This is a genomic window from Streptomyces sp. KL2 (assembly GCF_046529545.1).
GTDB lineage: Bacteria > Actinomycetota > Actinomycetes > Streptomycetales > Streptomycetaceae > Streptomyces > Streptomyces radiopugnans.
This window is the reverse complement of record NZ_CP127170.1, coordinates 2,116,031-2,138,397: the sequence shown is the minus strand read 5'-3', so window position 1 is coordinate 2,138,397 and position 22,367 is coordinate 2,116,031. Positions and strand designations below refer to the sequence as shown.

Sequence of the window (22,367 nt, the reverse complement as noted above, 5' to 3'; positions counted from 1 at the left end):
TGACGAACGACACGCGCCGCGCCGGCCGTACGAGCCGCTGCGCGGACCCCCGTACGAGCCCCCGTGCCGGTCCCCGGAAGGATGCCTTCCGCACGGTCGGTTCACCGGCGGGCCCTCCGTCCCAGCGCGCGGGCCCGCCGCGCCGCGCGCCGTACGGCCGGATTGCGGACGACCGTCCCCAGCCCGGTGGGGAGCCCGCCGGGCAGGGCGAGGGAGGCCAGCAGCCGGCGCGGGAACCAGCGCCGCACGCGCTCCTCGGGACGGGCGGCCAGGAATCGCTCGGTCTCACCGCGCAGCCCGGGGTTGACCCGCGGCTGCGCGCAGAAGGCCACCGCCCGCACCAGCCCGGCCAGTTCGGCCAGTTCGGCCGTATCGGCCGGCCCGGGCCCGTCCGGCCCGCCGGCCCCGTCCGGCAGCAGCGCGTCCGCGATCACCGCCGCGACCGGCCCGCCCCCCTCGTACGCGGCCGCGCCGGCGGGCGGGACGGCCGTACCGCCGTGGGAGGCGGGCAGGCCGTGGAGCGTGCTCGCGGCCAGCAGCGCCCCGAAGGAGCGTCCGGTCACCAGCGCCGGGCGCAGCCGCTCGTACAGCGCCTCCACCGGCTGCGCGTCCTGCGGTTCGTACAGCTCCAGGCCCAGCTCCGCCGCCCGCCGCGCGACCCCCCGCACCCGGTGCGCGGGGGCGGCGGGATGGGGCGCGAGGACCACCGCGCGGTGGCCCGCCTCCCGCAGACCGTCCAGCAGCCGCCCGTACACCCGCTCCTCCTCGCCCGGAGGGAGTGCGCCGGGAGCGTGCGGGTCCTGTCCGAGCAGCAGCGCCGCCCCCTCCGGCGCGCCCGGGTCCGGCAGTTCCCGTGCCGCCCGGGCGGCGACGGCCCGCAGCGCCCGGCCGGGCACCTCCTCGGCCGGGACGCCGAACTCCGCCAGCAGCAGCGGCCGCAGCCCGGGCACCAGGCCGGGGTGGAGCAGCCGCCGCACCCGGGTGCCCACCAGCGGGTCCAGCCGGCCGGGGGTGGGCCCGTAGGCCGACAGCCCGGTGGCGTACACATCCAGCGGGGCGTCGGGGAAGATCCGGGCCAGCGCCTGCCCCGGGCCGGCCTCGACGCGCTCCACCACCAGCTCGACCGCCGCGTCGCCCAGTCCCCACAGGGAGCGCAACTGCCTCTCCCACAGGGGCGCGTCGTCGGGGCGCGGTGCCCAGGCGCCGGGGTGGAGCGGGGCGACGGCGGCGTTCCAGGACAGCACCCGGCCGAAGCGGTCGCGCAGCGGCCGGAAGCCGGGCAGGGCGTCCGGGGCGGGGACGGTCTCGGGGACCGGGGCGGTGTTCGCGACCAGCAGCAGCCGCTCGCGGACCGTCCCCAGCAGGCCCGCGTCCGCCGCGGCGGCCAGCAGCGCCGCGCCGTGCGGGGTGGAGGCCACCAGCAGCCGTACGGGGGAGGTGTTTCGCGGCGCGGTCATCGGGCGGCCTCCACCGGGGACGCGGCGGGGCGGCGGCGCAGCCGGCGCAGCCGCGCGGCGCGCTCGGCGTCCATGGAGTCCAGCGCCTGCGAGACCAGGTCGCCGGGCATCCGGCGCAGGGCCGCCGCGCAGCGGGCGCGCAGGGTGCGGCGCAGCCGCGGCTCGAAGCGGTCACCGGTCAGATGGTGGTGGATGACCGCGCAGTAGGTGCGCACGGCCTTCGGCAGCAGCGCGGCGGCCTCCCGGTCCCGGGAGGTCTCCTCCACCAGCAGGTCGTAGGCGCGCAGGAAGTCGAGCTGCCGCTCGTCGCCGGTCCGGGTGAGCGAGGTGGCCACCCCGCGCCGGTAGAAGACGCCCGTCAGGCCGACCACGGCGAAGGACGCCGCCTCGCGGTGCAGCCGCCAGATCCAGGGCCGGTCCTCGGCGGTGTGCAGGCCGTCGTCGAAGCGCAGCAGGCCGCGGTCCAGCAGCCGCCGGTGGTAGACGCCCGCCCAGGCGTAGGCGTAGTCGACGGCGGTGGTGCGGTGCGCGGGGAGGATGGCGTCGCGCGGGTCCAGCACGGTGCCCCGGCGGCCCTCGGGGACCCGGGCCAGGGTGCGTCTGCGGCCGGTGCTGCGCACATGGTCGGTGCGCAGGAAGTCGCAGCCCAGCGACTCGGCGGCGGCGAGCAGTTCGCGGTAGTGGCCGGGGGCCGCCCAGTCGTCGCCGTCGAGGAAGGCGACGTACCGTCCGCGCGCCGCGTCCAGGCCGGTGTTGCGGGCGCGGGCCACGCCTCCCTGCCGCCGGTGGCGTACGACGACCGCGCCGGGGATTTCCTTTTCCGCGTGCTCCAGGAGTTCCGAGGTGCCGTCGGTCGAGAAGTCGTCGACCAGAATGAATTCGATGTCCCCCTTTCCGAAGTCCGCCGAGTTGGCGCGCAGACTCCGGAGCGTGTCGGGGGCGTACGGCCGAACATTGCGGAACGGCACGATGACGGAGAGCTTGACCACTCCGGAGAGGTTAGGGGGCCGATCGCCATCGGTGCTGTCCAGGGGCGTACGGGCGGGTGAAATCGCGGTGGCGGAACGGTGAACCCCGCTTTCCGGAAGGCTGGTTGGCCTTCCGTCGGTGTGCTGTTAACCGTCTGTTGTATTCGCGTTGGGCCGAGAATCGGAATGTCTTTCTAGCGTCATCGACGTGCCATCACGTACCGCTTCGGATTCCCCGGACAGCGCCTCGGACGGCGTCTCGGACAACGCATCGGACAACGCAACGCGTATCGCCGTGCTCGCCGATTCCGACACCCGCTGGAAATGGGGTGCGCTCACCGCGCACCGCATCGCCCCCGGCGCGCGCATCGACGGACTGCTGCTGCGCGGCCGGGCCACCCCGACCGCCCGCCAGCTCGACGAGGTGGGCGTGCGCGCCGCCTCGCTGCGCGAGGTGACGGCCGCGGAGTTCCTGCGTGAGGCCGACCGCGACGCGTACGACGTGGTGGTGCTCTCCTGCGTCGGCGGCACCGTCCAGGCGATGCTGCACGGCCTGTCCCACCGCCTAGGCGGGAGCGGGCGCCGCCCGGTCACCGTCACCGGCTACGTCGGCGTCGTCTACGAGAAGCTCGCCGACGGGCTGCTGCTGCGGCACGGCGCGGATGTCGTCCTGGCCAACTCCGCCCACGACGCGGAGCGTTTCCGCGCGGTCTACGAGGGGGTCGGCGCCGACGCCGGCGGCGTCGTGGAGTGCGCGCTGCCCTTCCTCGGCGGCGAGCCGTACCGGGAGTCGGACGAGCGGCCGTACACGGTCGTCTTCGCCGTCCAGCCGTCCGTCCCCGCCTCCCGCGCCGACCGCGAGTACCTGCTGCGCCGCGCCGCCGGGCACGCCCGCCGCCACCCGGACCGCGAGGTGCTGGTCAAGCTGCGCAGCAGGCCGGGCGAGCACACCACGCACATCGAGGAGCAGCCCTACCAGAAGCTCGCGGCGCGTATCCCCGGCGGACTGCCGGACAACTGCCGCCTGGTCTACGGCCACATGGGCGAGGTGCTGGACCGCACCGACCTGCTGGTCACCGTCAGCTCCACCGCCGCCCTGGAGTCGCTGCACCGGGGCATCCCCACCGCCGTCCTCACCGACCTCGGCGTCCGCGAGGCGCTGGGCAACCACCACTTCGTGGGCTCCGGCTGCCTGGCCTCCTGGGACCAGCTCGACTCCGGGCTGCTGCCGAAGGCCGACCCGGCGTGGACGGCCCGTCAGGGCGTCGCCGCCGACGGCCCCTACGAGGCGGCCTTCGACGCCGCCCGCGAACGCGTCGCGGACCTCCTCGCCCGCCCCGCCCTGCCGCCGATCACCCCCTACTACACGCTCGCCACCGCACCCGGCTACCTCCCCGGCATCCTCGCCCGCCACGGGCTCGACCCCTCGGGCGCGCCCCGGGCGGGAGGGGAGGCCGGCCGGCCGGCCTCCGGGCTGCGCCGGGCCGTCCGGGCGGCCGTGCGGGACGCGGCGCGCGGGGCGTACCGCCACGGCGTCCAGCGCGTGGCGCCGGTCATCCGCCGGATGGGGGAGCTGTGAGCGCGCCCGACACCCCCCGAACCCCAGACCGGCAAGGAGCCGCCCCCGTGTCCCCCGCAACCCCCGCCGCACCCGGCACCCCCGTCGTTCTCGCCGTGATCCCCGCCCGCGGCGGATCCAAGGGCGTGCCCGCGAAGAACCTCGCCCCCGTCGGGGGAGTGCCGCTGGTCGTCCGCGCGGTACGGGAGTGCCTGGCCGCGCGGGGCGTGACGCACACGGTCGTCTCCACCGACGACGAGGCCATCGCCGAGGCCGCCCGCGGCGCGGGCGCCGAGGTCGTGCGGCGGCCCGCCGGCATAGCGGGCGACACCGCCACCAGCGAGGCCGCCGTCCTGCACGCCATGGACGTCCACGCCCAGCGGCACGGACGGGAGGCCGAGGTGGTGCTGCTGGTGCAGTGCACCAGCCCCTTCCTGACCCGCGAGGACGTCGAGGGCGTGGCCGCCGCGGTGGCCGGCGGTGCCGACAGCGCGCTGACCGTCGCCCCCTTCCACGGCTTCGTCTGGCGCGACGGCGGTGACGGCACGGAAGGCGGGCACGGCGTCAACCACGACAAGGCGTACCGCCCCCGCCGCCAGGACCGGCCGCAGGATCTGCTGGAGACCGGTGCCGCGTACGCGATGCGCGCCGGCGGCTTCCGCGAGGCCGGGCACCGCTTCTTCGGCCGCACCGAACTGGTGCGGACCGACCCGGCGCGCGTGCTGGAGGTCGACGACCCGCACGACCTCGCCCGCGCCCGCGCGCTCGCACCGCTGCTCGACGGCGGGACGGACGGGCGCCCCGGCGCGCTTCCGGCCCGCGACGACGTCGACGCGGTCGTACTCGACTTCGACGGCACCCAGACCGACGACAGGGTGTACGTCGACTCCGACGGACGGGAGACGGTCGCGGTCCACCGCGGCGACGGGCTCGGCATCGCCGCCCTGCGCCGCGCCGGACTGCCGCTGCTGATCCTGTCCACGGAGGAGAACCCGGTGGTCGCCGCACGGGCCCGCAAGCTGCGGATCCCCGTGCTCCACGGCGTCGACCGGAAGGACCTCGCCCTCAAGCAGTGGTGCGAGGAGCAGGGCATCGCGCCGGAGCGCGTGCTCTACGTCGGAAACGACGTCAACGACCTGCCGTGCTTCGGCCTGGTCGGCTGGCCCGTCGCCGTGGCCGGCGCCCACGACGTCGTACGCGGCGCAGCCCGCGCGGTCACCTCCACTCCCGGAGGGGCCGGTGCGATCCGCGAGATCGCCTCGTGGATCCTCGGAAAGGAACTGTCTTGAGCATGACCAGCCCCCGCCTCCGTACCCTCGGCGCCAAGACCGTGGGCCCGGGCCACCCGGTCTACGTCACCGGCGAGATCGGCATCAACCACAACGGCGACCTGGAGAACGCGTTCGCGCTCATCGACGCCGCCGCCGACGCCGGCTGCGACGCCGTGAAGTTCCAGAAGCGCACCCCGGAGGTCTGCACCCCGCGCGACCAGTGGGACATCGAGCGCGACACCCCCTGGGGCCGGATGACCTACATCGACTACCGCCACCGCGTCGAGTTCGACGAGGAGGGCTACCGGGCCATCGACGCCTACTGCAAGAAGAAGGGCATCGACTGGTTCGCCTCCCCGTGGGACGTGGAGTCCGTCGCCTTCCTGGAGAAGTTCGACGTGCCCTGCTACAAGGTCGCCTCCGCCTCCCTGACCGACGACGAGCTGCTGCGCGCCATGCGCGCCACCGGCCGCACCGTCATCCTCTCCACCGGCATGTCCACGCCGAAGCAGATCCGGCACGCGGTGGAGGTGCTGGGCAGCGAGAACATCGTGCTGTGCCACGCCACCAGCACCTACCCGGCCAAGGCCGAGGAGCTCAACCTGCGGATGATCCACACCCTGCAGGCCGAGTACCCCAACGTCCCGATCGGCTACTCCGGCCACGAGACGGGCCTGCAGACCACGCTGGCCGCCGTCGCGCTGGGCGCCGCCTTCGTCGAGCGCCACATCACCCTGGACCGCGCGATGTGGGGCTCGGACCAGGCCGCCTCCGTCGAGCCGCAGGGCCTGCAGCGCCTGGTGCGCGACATCCGCACCATCGAGGAGTCCCTCGGCGACGGTGTGAAGCGGGTCTACGACAGCGAGATCGGGCCGATGAGGAAGCTGCGCCGGGTCAAGGGCGTCGTTGCCGAGGCCGAGGAGGCCGCCGCCGGCCGCGAGCCGGCAGCGGTCTGACGGGAACGACGGGCTGACGGGGCGATCACGGTGAGCGCAGGCGCAGTCCCCGGCGGGACCCCGGGAGGGGTCCCGCCGCAGCCGGCCCGGAGGACGGGCGCGGCCGAGGCGCGTCGGGGGGCGCGTCCCGGCCGCTTCCCCCGGGGTCCCGAAGACCCCGGCCGCCCGGGGCGCACCGGGCGCCGCTCGGGCACCCTCGCCTTCGTCGAGAGCCCGGTGCAGCTCCTCAACGTCCTGGAGTGGGCCCACACCGCGTACCGGGGGGCCCGCCCGGAGGGTGCGGGGGAGGGGAGCGGCGACCTCACCGTCGTCGTCCTGCCGCCGCGGGAGGCGATGACGCGCGGCCAGCTGCGGCGGATGGCCGAGCTGGCGCGCGACGAGGGGATCGCGGTCCGCTGGGAGGAGGCGCGCGGCGGCGCGGGCGCGCCGCTGAGGACGGTCGCCTCCCTGCTGGGCCCGCTGCGCCGCGCCGAGCGGATCGTGGTGGGCGACCCGTTCTCGCGGTACGTGCAGCTGCTGCTCTCCCTCGCCCGCGCCGAGGGAACCGCACCGGACGTACCGGGGGGTGTGGTGGTGGTCGACGACGGGACGGCCACCATGGAGTTCGTCACCCAGCTCGCCCGCGGCGAGCGCCTGGTGCGCTGGCACCGCAAGGGGGCGGGAGGAGCGCGCGCCGCGCTCTTCGCGCCCGTCTCCGCCTCCGCCCGCCGCCGGATGACGCCGTCGGCACACCGGCGGGTCGAGGTGTTCAGCTCGATGCCGGTCGAGGCGCCCGAGCACGTGCCGGTCGTCCGCAACGACTTCGCCTGGACCCGCGCCCGCTTCGGCCCGCCCGCGCTCACCGGCGGCACCGATCTGGTGGGCACCTCGCTGGTCGAGACCGGTGTGGTGGACCCCGAGCGATATCTGGAGGCCGTCGCCTCCCTGGCCCGGGCCCACGGCGCCACCCGCTACTTCGCCCACCGCCGCGAGAGCGCGCGGAAGCTGCACCGCATAGCCGCCGGGACGGGGCTTGAGATCGTACGGCCGGACCTCCCGCTGGAACTGGTCGCCCGCCGCGGCCCCATCGGCCGCACCATCCTGAGCTTCCCCTCCACCGTCGTCCACACCCTCCCGCTGGCCCTGGCCGGCACCGGGGTGACGGTGGCGGTCTGCGACGTGGACCCGGCCTGGCTGACGGAGGGCGCCTCGCCGCGCGCCCGGGGGTTCCTCTCCGGCGTCACCGGAACCGCGCGGGGGGCGCGGCGGCTGCCGTCGGCCCCGCCCGCCTCGTGATCGCGTTCCGTCCCACATACCGGAACGGGCCGGGCCGGACGGAATCCGAGGTCATACCCATCCGCACCAGGCCGTATGCGGTCCCCGATCCGTTTTTTCTCCCCTACGGAGGGTGAACTTTCATCGTTCTCCCTGCACACGGCTGTCACCTGGGCTTACCCTCGACAGGGTGAGCCAGTTGTTGTCGCCAGAGTCCAGTATCCGGACCACCGGTGAGACGCCGCTGCCCGGCGCCGTGCCGGAGGCCCTCCGTGCCGAGCTCATCGCCTTCCGCCGGGACCTGCACATGCACCCCGAGCTGGGCCACCAGGAGTTCCGGACCACCGCCGCCCTGAAGGAGCGGCTGGAGAAGGCCGGGCTCACCCCCCGGGTACTCCCCGGCGGCACCGGGCTGATCTGCGACATCCACCCCGGCGGGGTGGACGCCAAGCGCGGCGTGCGCCCGATGCTGGCGCTGCGCGCCGACATCGACGCGCTCCCCATCCCCGACACCAAGACCGTCCCGTACCGCTCGACGGTCCCGGACCGGGCGCACGCCTGCGGCCACGACGTGCACACCACCGCGGTGCTCGGCGCCGGCCTCGTCCTGGCCGACCTGGCGCGCCGCGGCGGGCTGCCGCACTCGGTGCGGCTGCTGTTCCAGCCCGCCGAGGAGGTGCTGCCGGGCGGCGCGACCGACGCCATCGAGGCCGGGGTGCTGGAGGGCGTCGGCCGGATCGTCGCCGTCCACTGCGACCCCAAGGTCGAGGCCGGGCGCATCGGCCTGCGCGCCGGCCCCATCACCTCCGCCTGCGACCGGCTGGAACTCTCCCTCGACGGCCCCGGCGGGCACACCGCGCGCCCGCACCTGACCACCGACCTGGTCACGGCGGCGGCCAAGATCGTCACCGAGGTCCCGGCGGTGCTCTCCCGCCGTGTGGACACCCGCGCCGGGCTCGCCCTGACCTGGGGGCGGCTGGAGGCGGGGCACGCCCCCAACGTCATCCCGCAGCACGCCGAGCTGTCCGGCACCATCCGCTGCCTGGACCTGCCCGCCTGGCGGATCGCGCCCGACCTGGTGCACGCGGCGATCGACGAGGTCGCGACGCTGCACCGCGCCAAGTTCGAGCTCAACTACATCCGCGGCGTCCCCCCGGTGGTCAACGAGCGGACCACCGCCGAGCTGCTGCGCGATGCCATGGTCGCCCGGCGCGGCCACGGCTCGGTCGAGGACACCGAGCAGAGCCTGGGCGGCGAGGACTTCTCCTGGTACCTGGAGCACGTGCCCGGCGCGATGGCCCGGCTGGGAGTGCGCCCCCCGGGCGATCGCGCGCCGCGCGACCTGCACCAGGGCGACTTCGACGTCGACGAGAGCGCGATCGCCGCGGGCGTGGAGCTGTTCACGGCCGCCGCCCTGCTCGACGCCGAACGCGAGTAGGGCGCGGACGCCCGGGGCCGTACGGCGGGGCGGGACGGCCAAGGGCCGCCGCCCCGCGGGCGGTTGCCCGGCCCGGGCCGGGAAGGAGCCGGCACGTGATCAGTCTCACGCCGGTGCCCGGCCGCCGGCCGGCGGGGCGCCCCGGCCCCGGCCGCCGCTCCTCCCGCGCGGTGTCCGGATCCGCGGCGTCCTGCCGTCCGGTCCCTGTAGCGGCAGGGAAAGCGCAGGTGGGACGGGGGCCGGACGGAAAGCCGGGGCCCGGCGCCCCCACCGGCGGACCGGGACGGCGCACTCCGTCCGAGGCGCCCGGCACCCCGGAGGAGACCCCCGCGTCACCCTCCACAAGGGTGCGGGCACCAGCTGTTAACACCGAACTGATAACGGCTCCGCAAGAGCCCTTTTCCTGGCATCTACGCGCGTTACGATGCGGCGGAAGCCAGCGCCAACGGAGGCGCTTCGAGCGAAGGGAAGTCCTCTTGCGCCGGGTAAGCAAGCTCGCTGCCGCGGTCGGCACCGCCGCGGCCCTCGCCCTCAGCGCCACCGCGTGTGGCAGCACATCCACGGAGTCCTCTTCCTCGGACTCCTCCGACTCCGCCAAGAAGGGCAAGGGCATAGCCCTCGCCTACGACGTCGGCGGCCGCGGCGACCAGTCGTTCAACGACGCCGCCTACAACGGCTTCGAGAAGGCGAAGAAGGACTTCGGCATCGGCGGCGAGGACGTCGAGCCCTCCGACGGCGAGTCGGACGCCGACAAGGTCCAGCGCCTGACCGACCTGGCCCGCCAGGGCTACAACCCCGTGATCGGCGTGGGCTTCGCCTATGCCAAGCCGATCGAGGAGGTCGCCGAGAAGTTCCCGAAGACCACCTTCGGCCTGATCGACGACGACACCGTCAAGGCGGACAACGTCGCCAACCTGGTCTTCAGCGAGGAGCAGGGCTCCTACCTGGCGGGCGTGGCCGCGGCCAAGGCCACCAAGTCCAAGGTCGTCGGCTTCGTCGGCGGCGTCGAGGTCCCGCTGATCAAGAAGTTCGAGGCGGGCTTCGTCCAGGGCGTGAAGGACACCGACAAGTCCATCCAGGTCAAGACCCAGTACCTGACCCAGCCGCCGAACATGGACGGCTTCTCCAAGCCGGACCTCGGCAAGGAGGCCGCGCGCGGCCAGCTCGACGCCGACGCCGACGTGATCTACCACGCCGCCGGCCTCGCGGGCCAGGGCGTCATCGAGGCGGCCGCCGCCAAGGACAAGTGGGTCATCGGCGTCGACTCCGACCAGTACGAGCAGAAGACGCTGGCCAAGTACAAGGACAGCATCCTGACCTCCATGACCAAGGACGTCTCCGGCGCGGTCTACAACCTGGTCAAGTCCGTCCAGGACGGCGAGCCGATGAGCGGCGAGAGCCGCTTCGACCTGGAGTCCGGCGGTGTCGGCCTGGCCGACTCCAACCCGGCCTTCACCGAGATGACCGAACTCCAGGAGGCCGTGAAGAAGGCCAAGGAGGACATCATCAGCGGCGAGATCAAGGTCGGCACCGGGTCCTGACCCCTCCCGCCCGACCGATCCGGCCCGGCGCCGGAGCGGAAGCGGGGCCGGACGCCCGCCCGGACGTCCGGCCACCGCCCGCGCGGCCCGGCACGGGCCCGGCCGAGGAGGGCCGTACCGCTCACGGCGGCGGCCCTCCTCCGGCCGGGCCCGCTGCACGGAATGCGCTCTACGCGCGTAGTCAACCGTCGAGGCGGTAGCGTCGCCCTCACCCGCACGGCCCGGCGGCCCACCCCCGGCCCATCCCGTGGCCATCCGTCCCCGCCGCCGTGCTCCCTACGAGCCGCTCCTTAGCCCGAGGAGAGTGCACCATCAACGCGTCCAGCAGTCCTCCCGCAGTCGAACTGACCGGGATCACCAAGCGCTTCCCCGGTGTCGTCGCCAACCACGACATCCACATGTCCGTCCGCAAGGGGACCGTGCACGCCATCGTCGGCGAGAACGGCGCGGGCAAGTCGACCCTGATGAAGATCCTCTACGGCATGCAGAAGCCGGACGAGGGCACCGTCGCCGTCGACGGGCAGGAAGTGGGCTTCTCCGACCCCGGTGACGCCATCGCCCGGGGCATCGGCATGGTCCACCAGCACTTCATGCTGGCCGACAACCTCACCGTCCTGGAGAACACCGTCCTGGGCAGCGAGAAGCTGTACGGGATCGGGGCGAAGGCCCGCGCCCGGATCAGGGAGATCTCCGACGCCTACGGCCTGGGCATCCGCCCCGACGCCATGGTGGAGGACCTCGGGGTCGCCGACCGCCAGCGCGTGGAGATCCTCAAGGTCCTCTACCGCGGCGCCCGCATCCTCATCCTCGACGAGCCGACCGCCGTGCTCGTGCCGCAGGAGGTGGACGCGCTCTTCGCCAACCTCCGCGAGCTGAAGGCCGAGGGACTGACCGTCATCTTCATCTCGCACAAGCTGGGCGAGGTGCTCTCGGTCGCCGACGACATCACCGTCATCCGGCGCGGCACCACCGTCGCCTCCGTCAGCCCCCGCGACGTCACCGTCAAGCAGCTCGCCGAGCTGATGGTCGGCGCGGAGCTGCCCTCCCCGGAGACCCGCGAGTCCACCGTCACCGAGACCCCCATGCTCCGGGTGGACGGCCTCACCCTCACCGGGTACGACCCGGTCGACGGCGCCCGCACCGTCCTGGACGGCGTCTCCTTCACCATCCACAAGGGCGAGGTGCTGGGCCTGGCCGGTGTGGAGGGCAACGGCCAGACCGAGCTGATCGAGGCGCTGGTCGGCATCCGCCAGGCCGACGGCGGGACCATCGTCCTCGGCGACGAGGACATCACCGGCTGGCCCACCCGCCGCCGCCGCGAGGGCGGCGTCGGCTACATCCCCGAGGACCGCCACCGCCACGGGCTGCTGCTGGAGTCCCCCCTGTGGGAGAACCGCATACTCGGGCACGTCACCGAACCCCCCAACAGCCGGGGGCCCTGGCTGGACATCAAGGCCGCCCGCGCCGACACCGAGCGGATCGTCGCCGAGTACGACGTGCGCACCCCCGGCATCGACGTCACCGCGGCCTCCCTGTCCGGCGGCAACCAGCAGAAGCTGATCGTGGGCCGCGAGATGAGCCACGAACCCCGGCTCCTGATCGCCGCCCACCCCACGCGCGGCGTGGACGTCGGCGCGCAGGCGCAGATCTGGGACCAGATCCGCACCGCGCGCCGCGCCGGCCTGGCCGTCCTGCTGATCTCCGCAGACCTCGACGAGCTGATCGGCCTGTCCGACACCCTGCGCGTGATGTACCGCGGCCGACTGGTCGCCGAAGCCGACCCCGCCACGATCACCCCTGAGGCCCTGGGCTCCGCCATGACCGGCGCGGCCTCCGGCCGTCTCGACGACGAGGCGGCGGTCGAGGCCGCCGCCGCAGCCGCCGGGACCGCCGCCACGGGCCGGGACGGGGGAGAGGACCGATGAAGAAGTTCGACAAGGACCGGCTGATCCTGGCCGTCGGCGGACCGGTGCTGGCCATCGTCGTCGCCGTGCTGCTGACCTCGGTGGTGCTGGTCGCCTCCGGTCTGAACCCCGTCCAGCCGTACGTGCTGATGGTCGAGTACGCGATGCACGCCGACATCCAGGTGCTCATCGTCAACCAGGCCGCCACGTACTACCTGGCGGCGCTCGCGGTGGCCGTCGGCTTCCGCATGAACCTGTTCAACATCGGGGTCGACGGGCAGTACCGGCTCGCCGCGATGGCCGCGGCCCTCGTCGGCGCCTCGGTCACCCTGCCCGGGCCCCTGCACATCGCGCTGATCCTGGTCGTCGCGATGCTGGTGGGCGGCTTCTGGGCCGGTATCGCGGGCATCCTGAAGACCACCCGCGGGGTGAGCGAGGTCGTCTCGACGATCATGCTCAACTCCATCGCGACCAGCATCATCGCCTACCTCGTCCTGCCCGCCCAGTTCGGCGAGCAGCGCGGCAACAACCTCACCACCGGGCTGATACCGGAATCCGGCTGGTTCCCCGGCATCGACCTGGGCGAGGCCGGCGAGATCTACGGCTTCACCGCCGTCGCCGCCCTGTGCGGCCTGCTGTACTGGCTGGTCCTCAACCGCACCCGGTTCGGCTTCGACCTGCGCGCCACCGGCGCCAGCGCCAGCGCCGCGAGCGCCAGCGGTGTCGACGCCAGGCGCATGGTGCTCACCAGCATGCTGATCTCCGGCGCGGTCGCCGGTCTGGCCGGCATGCCCGTCCTGCTCGGCGACGCCCACACCTACAGCCTGGACTTCCCCGCGGGCGTGGGCTTCACCGGCATCACCATCGCCCTGCTCGGCCGCAACCACCCCCTCGGCATAGCCCTCGGAGCGCTGCTCATCGCCTTCCTCGACAAGGCCTCGCCGACGCTCGACTACAACGGCTACGAGAAGGAGATCGCCACGATCATGCAGGGCCTGATCGTGATGGCGGTCGTCATCAGCTACGAGTCCGTGCGCCGCTACGGTCTGCGCCGCCAGCAGCAGAAGGTCGGCGAGGAACTCGCCGCCGAGGCCGCCGCCGCAGGCGAGGGCGACGGCACCGGTCCGAAGAACCGCAAGGAGGTGTCGGCATGAGCACCGTCCTCGACAAGCGGCCGGCCGCACAGCAGCCGAAGAAGCCCGCCCGCCGCCGGCTGACCCTGGCCGAGTGGATGCTCGTGATCGCCGGCCTGCTGGTGCTGGTCTCCGCCGTACGGCTGATCACCGGGGCCCACGGCATAACCTCCGTCGGGCAGACCTCCACCGCCCTGCGGCTGGCCGTGCCCATCGGGCTGGCCGGACTGGGCGGCCTGTGGGCCGAGCGGGCCGGTGTGATCAACATCGGTCTGGAGGGCATGCTGATCCTGGGCACCTGGTTCGGCGCCTGGGCCGGCGTCCAGTGGGGCCCGTGGACGGGCGTGGTCATGGGCATCGTCGGCGGCGCGCTGGGCGGTCTGCTGCACGCGATCGCCACCGTCACCTTCGGCGTCAACCACATCGTCTCCGGTGTGGCGATCAACATCCTCGCCGTCGGCGCCACCCGCTACCTGTCCAGCTTCACCTTCGCCGAGATGGAGAGCGGCACCAGCAAGCAGTCCCCGCCCATCGAGTCGATAGGGCAGATCACCGTCCCCGGGGTCTCCGACGCGCTGACGGCGCTCAACGCCAAGCACTGGTTCGTCGTCTCCGACGTCGCCGGGCTGCTGGGCGGGCTGGTCACCAACCTCTCCCTGCTGACGATCGTGGCCGTGGCCATGATCCCGCTCAGCCGGTGGGTGCTGTGGAACACCGGCTTCGGCCTGCGGCTGCGCTCCTGCGGCGAGAACCCGATCGCGGCCGAGAGCCTGGGCGTCAACGTCTACAAGTACAAGTACATCGCCGTGATGATCTCCGGCGGCTTCGCCGGCATGGGCGGCGCGTTCCTCGCCGAGGTCGCCTCCAACATCTACCTGGAGGGCCAGACCGGCGGACGCGGCTACATCGGCCTCGCCGCGATGATCTTCGGCAACTGGATGCCGGGCGGACTGGCCCTGGGCGCCGGCCTCTTCGGCTACACCGACAGCCTCAACCTGCGCGGCGGCGGGCAGAACGTCCACGCCCTGCTCCTGCTGCTGGCGATCCTGCTGGTGCTGGCCACCGCATGGGCGATCTACCGGAAGAAGTACCTGACCGGCGCGGTCGCGGCGGTCACCGGCCTGGTGCTGTTCGTCTGGTACTCCTCGGTGGACCAGGTGCCCAGCCAGTTCGTCAGCGCCGCCCCGTACGTCGCCACGCTGCTGGTGCTGGCCATGTCCGCGCAGCGGCTGCGGATGCCGAAGGCCAACGGGCACGCCTACCGGAAGGGCGAGGGCAAGTAGGTGAGCGAGTCCCGTACGACAGGCGCCGGCCGGGCCGACTGGCCGGCGCTGCGGGAGCGGGCCCGGGAGCTGATGTCCCGGGCCTACGCCCCGTACTCCAAGTACCCGGTCGGCGCCGCCGCGCTGGTGGACGACGGCCGGATCGTCGGCGGCTGCAACGTGGAGAACGCCGCCTACGGCGTCGCGCTGTGCGCCGAGTGCGGCCTGGTCTCGGAGCTGGCCGCCACCGGCGGCGGCCGGCTGGTGGCCTTCACCTGCTGCGACGGCCGCGGCGAGATCCTGATGCCGTGCGGCCGTTGCCGCCAGCTGCTGTGGGAGCACGGCGGCCCGGACCTGGCGGTCGACACCGCCTCCGGCGTCCGGCCGCTGTCCGACCTCCTGCCGGACGCCTTCGGCCCCGACGACCTCGCCGACGCGGACGGCCGCTGATCCCCGGCCGCTGATCCCCGGTCGCCGTCCCCGGCCGACCGCCGGCCGGTCACCGAGCCCGTGCCCCCGACCCCTCCCGAGGAGGACCACCGACCGATGGACGCCATCTCCGTCATCCGCACCAAGCGCGACCGGGGCCGTCTCAGCGACGCCCAGATCGACTGGGTCATCGACGCCTACACCCGCGGCGAGGTCGCCGACGAGCAGATGTCGGCCCTGGCCATGGCGATCCTGCTCAACGGCATGGAGCGCCGGGAGATCGCCCGCTGGACCGCCGCGATGATCGACAGCGGCGAGCGGATGGACTTCTCCGCCCTGCCCCGGCCCACCGCCGACAAGCACTCCACCGGAGGCGTCGGAGACAAGATCACCCTGCCGCTGGCCCCGCTGGTCGCCGCCTGCGGCGCGGCCGTCCCCCAGCTCTCCGGGCGCGGCCTGGGCCACACCGGCGGGACGCTGGACAAGCTGGAGTCCATCCCCGGCTGGCGGGCGCTGCTGAGCAACGACGAGATGATGGACGTCCTGCGCTCGGTCGGAGCGGTGATCTGCGCGGCCGGCGACGGGCTGGCCCCGGCCGACAAGAAGCTCTACGCGCTGCGCGACGTCACCGGCACCGTCGAGGCGATCCCGCTGATCGCCTCCTCGATCATGTCCAAGAAGATCGCCGAGGGGACGGGCTCGCTCGTCCTGGACGTCAAGGTCGGCTCCGGCGCGTTCATGAAGAACCTCGAAGACGCCCGGGAGCTGGCCTCCACCATGGTCGGGCTCGGCACCGACCACGGGGTGCGCACCGTCGCCCTGCTCACCGACATGTCCACCCCGCTCGGCCTGACCGCGGGCAACGCCCTGGAGGTCCGCGAGTCGGTGGAGGTCCTGGCCGGCGGCGGCCCGGCCGACGTCGTCGAGCTGACGCTGGCGCTGGCCCGCGAGATGCTCGACGCCGCCGGACTGCCGGACGCCGACCCGGCCAAGGCGCTGGCCGACGGCTCGGCGATGGACCACTGGCGCCGCATGATCGCCGCCCAGGGCGGCGATCCGGACGCGCCCCTGCCCGTCGCCCGCGAGCGGCACGTCCTGCGCGCCGAGACCTCCGGCGTCCTCACCAGGCTGGACGCGTACGCCGTCGGCGTCGCCGCCTGGCGCCTGGGTGCGGGCCGCGCCCGCAAGGAGGACCCGGTGCAGGCCGGGGCCGGGGTGGAACTGCACGCCAAGCCCGGCGACCGGGTCACCGCCGGGGCCCCGCTGCTGACCCTCCACACCGACACCCCCGAGCGCTTCGACTACGCGCTCGAAGCGCTCACCGGCGACGCGGTCGGCATCGCCGGGGCCGGCGCCCCCTTCGAGCCCACCCCCCTGATCCTCGACCGCATCGCCTGACGCCTGCCCGTCCCGGCCACCCGCCCCCCGGCACGCTGTGCGGGGGGCGGGTGGCATCCTTCCTCGGGTGGAACACCGCTCCCGTGCCCGGGTCCGGCGGCGGCTGCGGTCGCTGGCCGCTCTGGAACTGCTCAACGTCCCGCTCCAGGCCTTCGTCTGGTCCGGTGTGCTCGGCCTCCCGGCGACGGCCGTGAACGCCGTGGGTTTCGGGCTGTTCGCGCTCCTCCTTCTGGAAGGCGCCGGGTACTGGCTGGCGAAGCTGCGCCAGATCGCGGTCCCGGGAGCGCCGCTGCCCGCCGCCGGGGCCTTCGCCGCGGCCCGCACGGTCAACGCCGTACTGCTGGCGGCCGGAGTGCTGTTCACCGCCCGGGCCGTGGCCGACGACCCCGGGAGCGGCACCTGGCCGGGGCTGGGGTTCGCGCTGTTCGCTGTGCTGGAGCACGTGAACTACTTCCACCTCCAGCTCATGTACGACACCGCCGAGGATCTGCGCATGCTGCGCCGGCACGGCCCGCGCCGCTCCCACCTCGCGCGCGATCTGGCCGCCGCCCGGGACCGCCGCTCGCGGAGGCCGTCCCCGGCGACGCCGGAACCGTAGCCCCGCGCCGGCGGCGGGGCGCGGCCACGGGCGCGGAAACCGTTCACCGCGCGGGGCGTTGACGGCCGTACCGAAGATGCCTATCTTCACGTTCGAAGTTCTGGTCAGCGTACGAGATTTCGAACGACGAAGAGTCGGGAGCCTCATGCCGCGCACACGACCCAGACCATCCCCCCTCATCCCCCTCCTCACCGGCGTGCTCCTCATGGGCACGCTCGCCGCCGCGCCCGCCGCCGGAGCCCCGGCCGCCGACCCCGTCGACCACACCCTGGACGTCGACCGCACCCGCAACGGTCCCGAGATCGGCGAGCGGATGTACGGCGTCTTCTACGAGGACATCAACCGCGCCGCCGACGGCGGGCTGTACGCCGAACTCGTCCAGAACCGCTCCTTCGAGTACGCCCCCGCCGACAACCCCTCCTACACCGGCCTCACCGCCTGGACCGGGGCCGCCACCGGCGGCGCCACCGGCACCGCGCGGGTCGTGGACGACGAGCACCGGCTGAACGAGCGCAACCGCAACCACCTCCGCCTCGACCTCGGCGGCACCGGCGGCGCGGGCGCCCGCTACGGCGTCACCAACACCGGGTACAACTCCGGGATCGCCGTGGAGGAAGGCGGGAAGTACGACTTCTCCGTGTGGGCCCGCACCGATGCCGGGCGCGGCACCCCGCTGACCGTCACCCTCCACGACGCCTCCGGCCAGGCCCTGGCCGCCCCCCTGCGCCGCACCGTGCGCGGCGATGACTGGACGAAGTACACCGGCACCCTCACCGCCCGCGCCACCAGCACGGAGGGGCGCCTGACCGTGGCCGCCGGCGGCGCCGGCACGCTCCGCCTCGACATGGTCTCGCTCTTCCCCCGCGACACCTACAAGGGCCGCGCCAACGGACTGCGCAAGGACCTCGCCGAGAAGATCGCCGCCCTGGAGCCCGGCTTCCTGCGCTTCCCCGGCGGCTGCCTGGTCAACACCGGCAGCCACCGGGCGTACGAGGCACCGGGCTGGGAACGCCGCCGCTCCTACCAGTGGAAGGACACCGTCGGTCCCGTCGAGGAGCGGGCCGTCAACGCCAACTTCTGGGGCTACAACCAGTCCTACGGCCTGGGCTACTACGAGTACTTCCAGTTCGCCGAGGACATCGGCGCGATGCCGCTGCCCGTCGTCCCCGCCCTGGTCACCGGCTGCGGCGAGAACCGGGCCACCGACGACCCCGGACTGCTGCGCCGCCACGTGGCCGACACCCTGGACCTGATCGAGTTCGCCAACGGCCCCGCCACCTCCACCTGGGGAGCCCTGCGCGCCGAGATGGGCCACCCCGAGCCCTTCGGGCTCACCCACCTCGCCGTCGGCAACGAGGAGAACCTGCCCGACGCCTACTACGAGCGGCTGGCCGCCTTCCGCGAGGCCGTCGAGGCCGAGCACCCCGAGATCACGGTCATCGCCAACTCCGGCCCCGACGACTCCGGCGCCGTGTTCGACCGCGCCTGGGAACTGGCCCGCGCCTCCGGCGTGGAGATGGTCGACGAGCACTACTACAACAGCCCGGGCTGGTTCCTGGAGAACAACGAGCGCTACGACTCCTACGACCGCCACGGGCCCGAGGTGTTCCTCGGCGAGTACGCCTCCCAGGACAACCGCTTCCGCAACTCCATGGCCGAGGCCGCGTTCATGACCGGCCTGGAGCGCAACGCCGACATCGTGAAGATGGCCGCCTACGCGCCCCTGCTGGCCAACACCGGCTACGTGCAGTGGAGCCCGGACCTGATCTGGTTCGACAACGCCCGCTCCTGGGGCTCGACCAGCTACGAGACCCAGAAGCTGTTCATGACCAACACCGGCGACCGCGTCGTGCCGAGCCGGGCGTCGTCCACCCCGGTCGCCGGCGGCCCGATCACCGGCGCGGTCGGCCTGTCCACCTGGGCCACCGGCGCCGCTTACGACGACGTCCGGGTCGTCTCGGCGGACGGCGAGGAGCTGTTCGCCGACGACTTCTCCGGCGGCGCGGGCAGGTGGACCGAGGCCGCCGGGCGCGGCAGCTGGGCGGTGGAGGGCGGCGCGTACGTCCAGAGCGACACCGCCGCCGAGGACACCCTGGTCACCGCCGGAGACCCCGACTGGAGCGACTACGACCTGCATGTGAAGGCCACCAAGCGCGAGGGCCGCGAGGGCTTCCTGATCGCCTTCGGCGTCAAGGACACCGGCAACCACTACTGGTGGAACCTCGGCGGCTGGAACAACACCCGCTCGGCGGTGGAGAAGTCGGCCGGGGGCGGCAAGCAGACGATGATCGAGGACGGCACGGTGATCGAGACCGGCCGCACCTACGACATCCGGATCGAGGTCCGCGGCCGCCAGGTGACCCTCCACCTCGACGGCCAGGAGTGGGGGAGCTTCACCGACGACGCGGTCGCCGAGCCCTTCCGCCAGGTCGTCACCCGAGACGAGGCGACCGGCGAGCTGATCGTCAAGGTCGTCAACGCGCAGGAGGCCCCGGCCCGTACGAGGATCGACCTCGGGCCGGGCGCGGCCGTCGGGCCGACTGCCCGCCTGACCGTCCTGCGCGGCGACCCGGACGCGGTCAACACCGCCGACGAGCGGCCGATCGGACCGGAGGAGTCGGTGATCGGCGGTGTGGACACCGCCTTCACCCACACCTTCCCGCCCCACTCGATCACGTTCATGCGCATCGCGGAGCACACGCGGTAGGCCGGGCTCGCAAGGAGGTGCCCGTACCCCCGGGACGTGGGGTACGGGCACCTCCGGTCCGGCCGGGCTCAGGCGCCCAGGTCGTACAGGACGAACTCCTCCCAGGAACCGCCGATCTGGGCGGAACGGGCACGCAGCGCGTACTGGAGCGAGCCGGTGTAGCCGTTCTCCATGGCGACGAAGAGGCCGTTCAGCGTGGACTGGAGGGCCCAGCGGTCCAGCGTCTCGTTGTAGTACACGACGAACCGCTCCCAGCCGCCCACACCGGTGGAGCGGGCGCGCAGCAGGTTCTGGGAGCTGCCGGTGAAGTTCTTCTCCACCGCCACGTAGCGGTCGTTGGCCAGCGACCTCAGGGCGTAGGTCTCGGTGGTCTGGTCCCACTCGAAGGCGAAGCCCTCCCAGCCGCCGACGGTGGCGGAACGGGCGCGCAGCGCACCGGTGTTGGGGGCCGGGTAGTTCTTCTCGGCAGCGACGAACAGCTCGTTGCGGACCGACTGCATCGCGATGAGGGAGACCTCGTCCGCGGCGGCGTCCTGCGCGGTGAGGCCCTGGGCGGCGGAGGAGCGCTTGCCGTTCAGAGCGGCCATCTCATCACCCTCGACCACCTCCCAGCCGGCCGGTACGGCGGTCTGCGCGGCGGCCGGGCGGCCGGTCTGCGGGGCGGCTCCGGCCGCCGGGGCGGTCAGCGCGGAGGCCCCCACCAGAGCGCTCAGGGCCAGAAGAACGGAGGTCATGCGTCGCACGGGTCGTCCTCACCTTCGGTGAATCGGCGGTGATGATTCCGGGGCGGCGGAAAAGCGGATTCGGCGCCTTCGGGCGTCTGCGCGCGCCGGAAGGCGCGGCCGTCCGCGCGATGAACTTCCCCCTGCTTTCGCTGATCCCCCCGGAACCGCGATCGGAGCCCCCTCTCCTCGGGCGCTCCCGCGGCTGCCCCGCTCTGCTCCACGAGGCGGCGCCAGCCTATCGGCGGACGCCGTCCTTCAGCGGGCTCATTCCGTTCGACTTCCGAATCGGAAAGGAATTCCCCCGGTGAGACCGATTCCGCAACCCCGGATTAACGCGGAGGAGGGCGTTCGTTCTCCGGGCGCCCGCCCCCACCACGCGCCGGCGCACGCCGGAACCCCCTCCGACCCGGAGGCCGACACGGGCGTCCTCCCCGCCGGCCGAACCGGCCGGAAAGACACCCGCGGGACGGGGCTCAGCAGCCGCGGGCGACCTCCAGCCGCCGCCGGACCACCGCGCGGCGCGTGGCGTAGAGGGTGACGCCCGCGGCGAGGACCAGGGCGGTCAGGGAGAAGGCGACCGTCGCGCTCCAGCCCGCCGCGTGGTAGGCGATCGCGCCCAGTGTGCCGCCCAGGGAACTGCCGACGTAGTACGCCATCTGGTACAGCGCCGAGGCCTGGGCCCGGCCCGTCTTCGCCGTGCGGCCCACCGAGCCGGAGGCGACCGCGTGGCCCGCGAAGAAGCCCGCCGTGACCAGGACCAGGCCCAGCAGTACGGCCGCGAGGGTGTCGCCGAGGGTCAGCAGCAGGCCGGTGGCGGTGGCGCCGATGGCCAGGTAGAGGGCGCCGCGGCGGCCGAGCCGTCCGGTCAGGCGCCCGGCGGCGGCCGAGGAGACGGTGCCGACGAGGTAGATCACGAAGACCGAGCCGGCCAGGCCCTGGGAGAGGCCGAAGGGCTCGGACGTCAGCCGGTAGCCGACCACGGTGTAGACCGCGCCGAAGACGGCCATGAACAGCAGGCCGAGGGTGTACAGCCGTACCAGCAGCCCGTCGGACAGGTGGCCGCGCACGGTGTTCAGCAGCTCGGCGGGACGCAGTGAGGCCGGGGCGAAGTTGTGCGCCCGGGGGATCAGCAGCCGGTAGGCGAGGGCGCACAGCAGGGCGAGCGCGCCGACCGCCGCCAGCCCGGTGCGCCAGCCCCAGCCCTCGGCGACCCAGCCGGTGAGGACGCGGCCGGTCATTCCGCCGACGCTGTTGCCCGCCACGAACAGGCCGATCGACCCGACCAGCGCGGCGGGCCGTACCTCCTCCGCCAGGTACGCCGTCGCCGAGGCCGGGATGCCCGCGATCGCCGCGCCCTGCAGGGCGCGCAGCGCGATCAGGACCTCCATGCTGGGGGCGAAGGGCAGAGCCAGCGCCACCGCGACCGCGACCGCCAGGGAGCCCGTCATCAGGGTGCGCCGTCCGAAGCGCTCGGAGAGGGCGGACAGCGGCAGCACGGCCACCGCCAGGGCGATGGTGGCGGCCGAGACGGTCCAGCTCGCCTGCCCCGGCGTCACGCCGAAGTCGGCGGAGAGCGCGGGCAGCAGGGGCTGGGTGGAGAACAGCAGGGCGAAGGTGGCCAGGCCCACGGCGAAGAGGGCGAGGCTGATGCGCCGGGGGGAGGACGGGAAACGCTCGGGAGAGGCACCTGTGCGGGCAGGTGCCCCGGTATCGACGGAAGGCATGCCTCGAACGTACGATCAACGACCTGATGCGTCCAATGCACAAA

General features: G+C 73.6%; 17 protein-coding genes. 13 read left to right on the top strand and 4 right to left on the bottom strand.

The window, feature by feature from the left end:
- Positions 1–101: 101 nt before the first annotated feature.
- Both QPK52_RS09535 and QPK52_RS09530 read right to left on the bottom strand, forming a co-directional pair.
- Positions 102–1,457, bottom strand: a complete 1,356-nt coding sequence (locus QPK52_RS09535; protein ID WP_410536890.1) for a hypothetical protein — start codon at positions 1,455–1,457, stop codon at positions 102–104.
- Entirely contained in the window at positions 1,454–2,446 is a 993-nt protein-coding gene (locus QPK52_RS09530) for a glycosyltransferase family 2 protein (protein WP_410536888.1), read from the bottom strand. Before QPK52_RS09530 ends, QPK52_RS09535 begins: the two co-directional genes overlap by 4 nt.
- Positions 2,447–2,633: 187 nt before the next feature.
- Between QPK52_RS09530 and QPK52_RS09525 the strand changes: the two genes are divergently transcribed.
- The 13 genes from QPK52_RS09525 (at position 2,634) to QPK52_RS09465 (ending at position 19,874) form a co-directional block, all read left to right on the top strand.
- Positions 2,634–4,004, top strand: coding sequence for a DUF6716 putative glycosyltransferase (locus tag QPK52_RS09525; RefSeq protein ID WP_410536886.1), 1,371 nt, complete (start codon positions 2,634–2,636; stop codon positions 4,002–4,004).
- A gap of 47 nt (positions 4,005–4,051) precedes the next feature.
- A complete protein-coding gene (locus QPK52_RS09520) occupies positions 4,052–5,272 on the top strand; it encodes a cytidylyltransferase domain-containing protein (protein ID WP_410536884.1) in 1,221 nt (406 codons plus the stop codon).
- Between the two features lie 2 nt (positions 5,273–5,274).
- A complete protein-coding gene (locus QPK52_RS09515; RefSeq protein ID WP_093661611.1) occupies positions 5,275–6,210 on the top strand; it encodes an N-acetylneuraminate synthase family protein in 936 nt (311 codons plus the stop codon).
- A 216-nt stretch (positions 6,211–6,426) separates the two neighbouring features.
- Entirely contained in the window at positions 6,427–7,485 is a 1,059-nt protein-coding gene (locus QPK52_RS09510) for a hypothetical protein (RefSeq protein ID WP_410540270.1), read from the top strand.
- A gap of 169 nt (positions 7,486–7,654) precedes the next feature.
- Entirely contained in the window at positions 7,655–8,902 is a 1,248-nt protein-coding gene (locus QPK52_RS09505) for an amidohydrolase (RefSeq protein ID WP_410536882.1), read from the top strand.
- Between the two features lie 476 nt (positions 8,903–9,378).
- On the top strand, positions 9,379–10,443 hold the full coding sequence (locus QPK52_RS09500) for a BMP family lipoprotein (RefSeq protein ID WP_410536881.1): 1,065 nt from the start codon (positions 9,379–9,381) through the stop codon (positions 10,441–10,443).
- Between the two features lie 398 nt (positions 10,444–10,841).
- Positions 10,842–12,368, top strand: coding sequence for an ABC transporter ATP-binding protein (locus QPK52_RS09495; RefSeq protein ID WP_410540269.1), 1,527 nt, complete (start codon positions 10,842–10,844; stop codon positions 12,366–12,368).
- Positions 12,365–13,501: an ABC transporter permease gene (locus tag QPK52_RS09490; RefSeq protein ID WP_410536879.1), complete on the top strand. Its 1,137-nt coding sequence runs from the start codon at positions 12,365–12,367 to the stop codon at positions 13,499–13,501. Before QPK52_RS09495 ends, QPK52_RS09490 begins: the two co-directional genes overlap by 4 nt.
- Entirely contained in the window at positions 13,498–14,763 is a 1,266-nt protein-coding gene (locus QPK52_RS09485) for an ABC transporter permease (protein ID WP_093661622.1), read from the top strand. Before QPK52_RS09490 ends, QPK52_RS09485 begins: the two co-directional genes overlap by 4 nt.
- Before the next feature lie 72 nt (positions 14,764–14,835).
- Positions 14,836–15,192, top strand: a complete 357-nt coding sequence (locus QPK52_RS09480; protein ID WP_093661752.1) for a cytidine deaminase — start codon at positions 14,836–14,838, stop codon at positions 15,190–15,192.
- A gap of 96 nt (positions 15,193–15,288) precedes the next feature.
- Entirely contained in the window at positions 15,289–16,569 is a 1,281-nt protein-coding gene (locus tag QPK52_RS09475; protein ID WP_410536877.1) for a thymidine phosphorylase, read from the top strand.
- A gap of 67 nt (positions 16,570–16,636) precedes the next feature.
- Positions 16,637–17,167, top strand: a complete 531-nt coding sequence (locus QPK52_RS09470) for a hypothetical protein (protein ID WP_410536875.1) — start codon at positions 16,637–16,639, stop codon at positions 17,165–17,167.
- Positions 17,168–17,312: 145 nt separating this feature from the next.
- On the top strand, positions 17,313–19,874 hold the full coding sequence (locus tag QPK52_RS09465; protein WP_410536874.1) for an alpha-L-arabinofuranosidase C-terminal domain-containing protein: 2,562 nt from the start codon (positions 17,313–17,315) through the stop codon (positions 19,872–19,874).
- A gap of 68 nt (positions 19,875–19,942) precedes the next feature.
- On the opposite strand, the gene QPK52_RS09460 is transcribed toward QPK52_RS09465, so the two are convergent.
- Together QPK52_RS09460 and QPK52_RS09455 are read right to left on the bottom strand one after the other, a co-directional pair.
- Positions 19,943–20,608 carry a fascin domain-containing protein gene (locus tag QPK52_RS09460; protein WP_410536872.1) on the bottom strand — a complete coding sequence of 222 codons (666 nt, stop codon included), beginning with the start codon at positions 20,606–20,608 and terminating at the stop codon, positions 19,943–19,945.
- A 464-nt stretch (positions 20,609–21,072) separates the two neighbouring features.
- On the bottom strand, positions 21,073–22,323 hold the full coding sequence (locus tag QPK52_RS09455) for an MFS transporter (RefSeq protein ID WP_410536870.1): 1,251 nt from the start codon (positions 22,321–22,323) through the stop codon (positions 21,073–21,075).
- Positions 22,324–22,367: the final 44 nt, after the last annotated feature.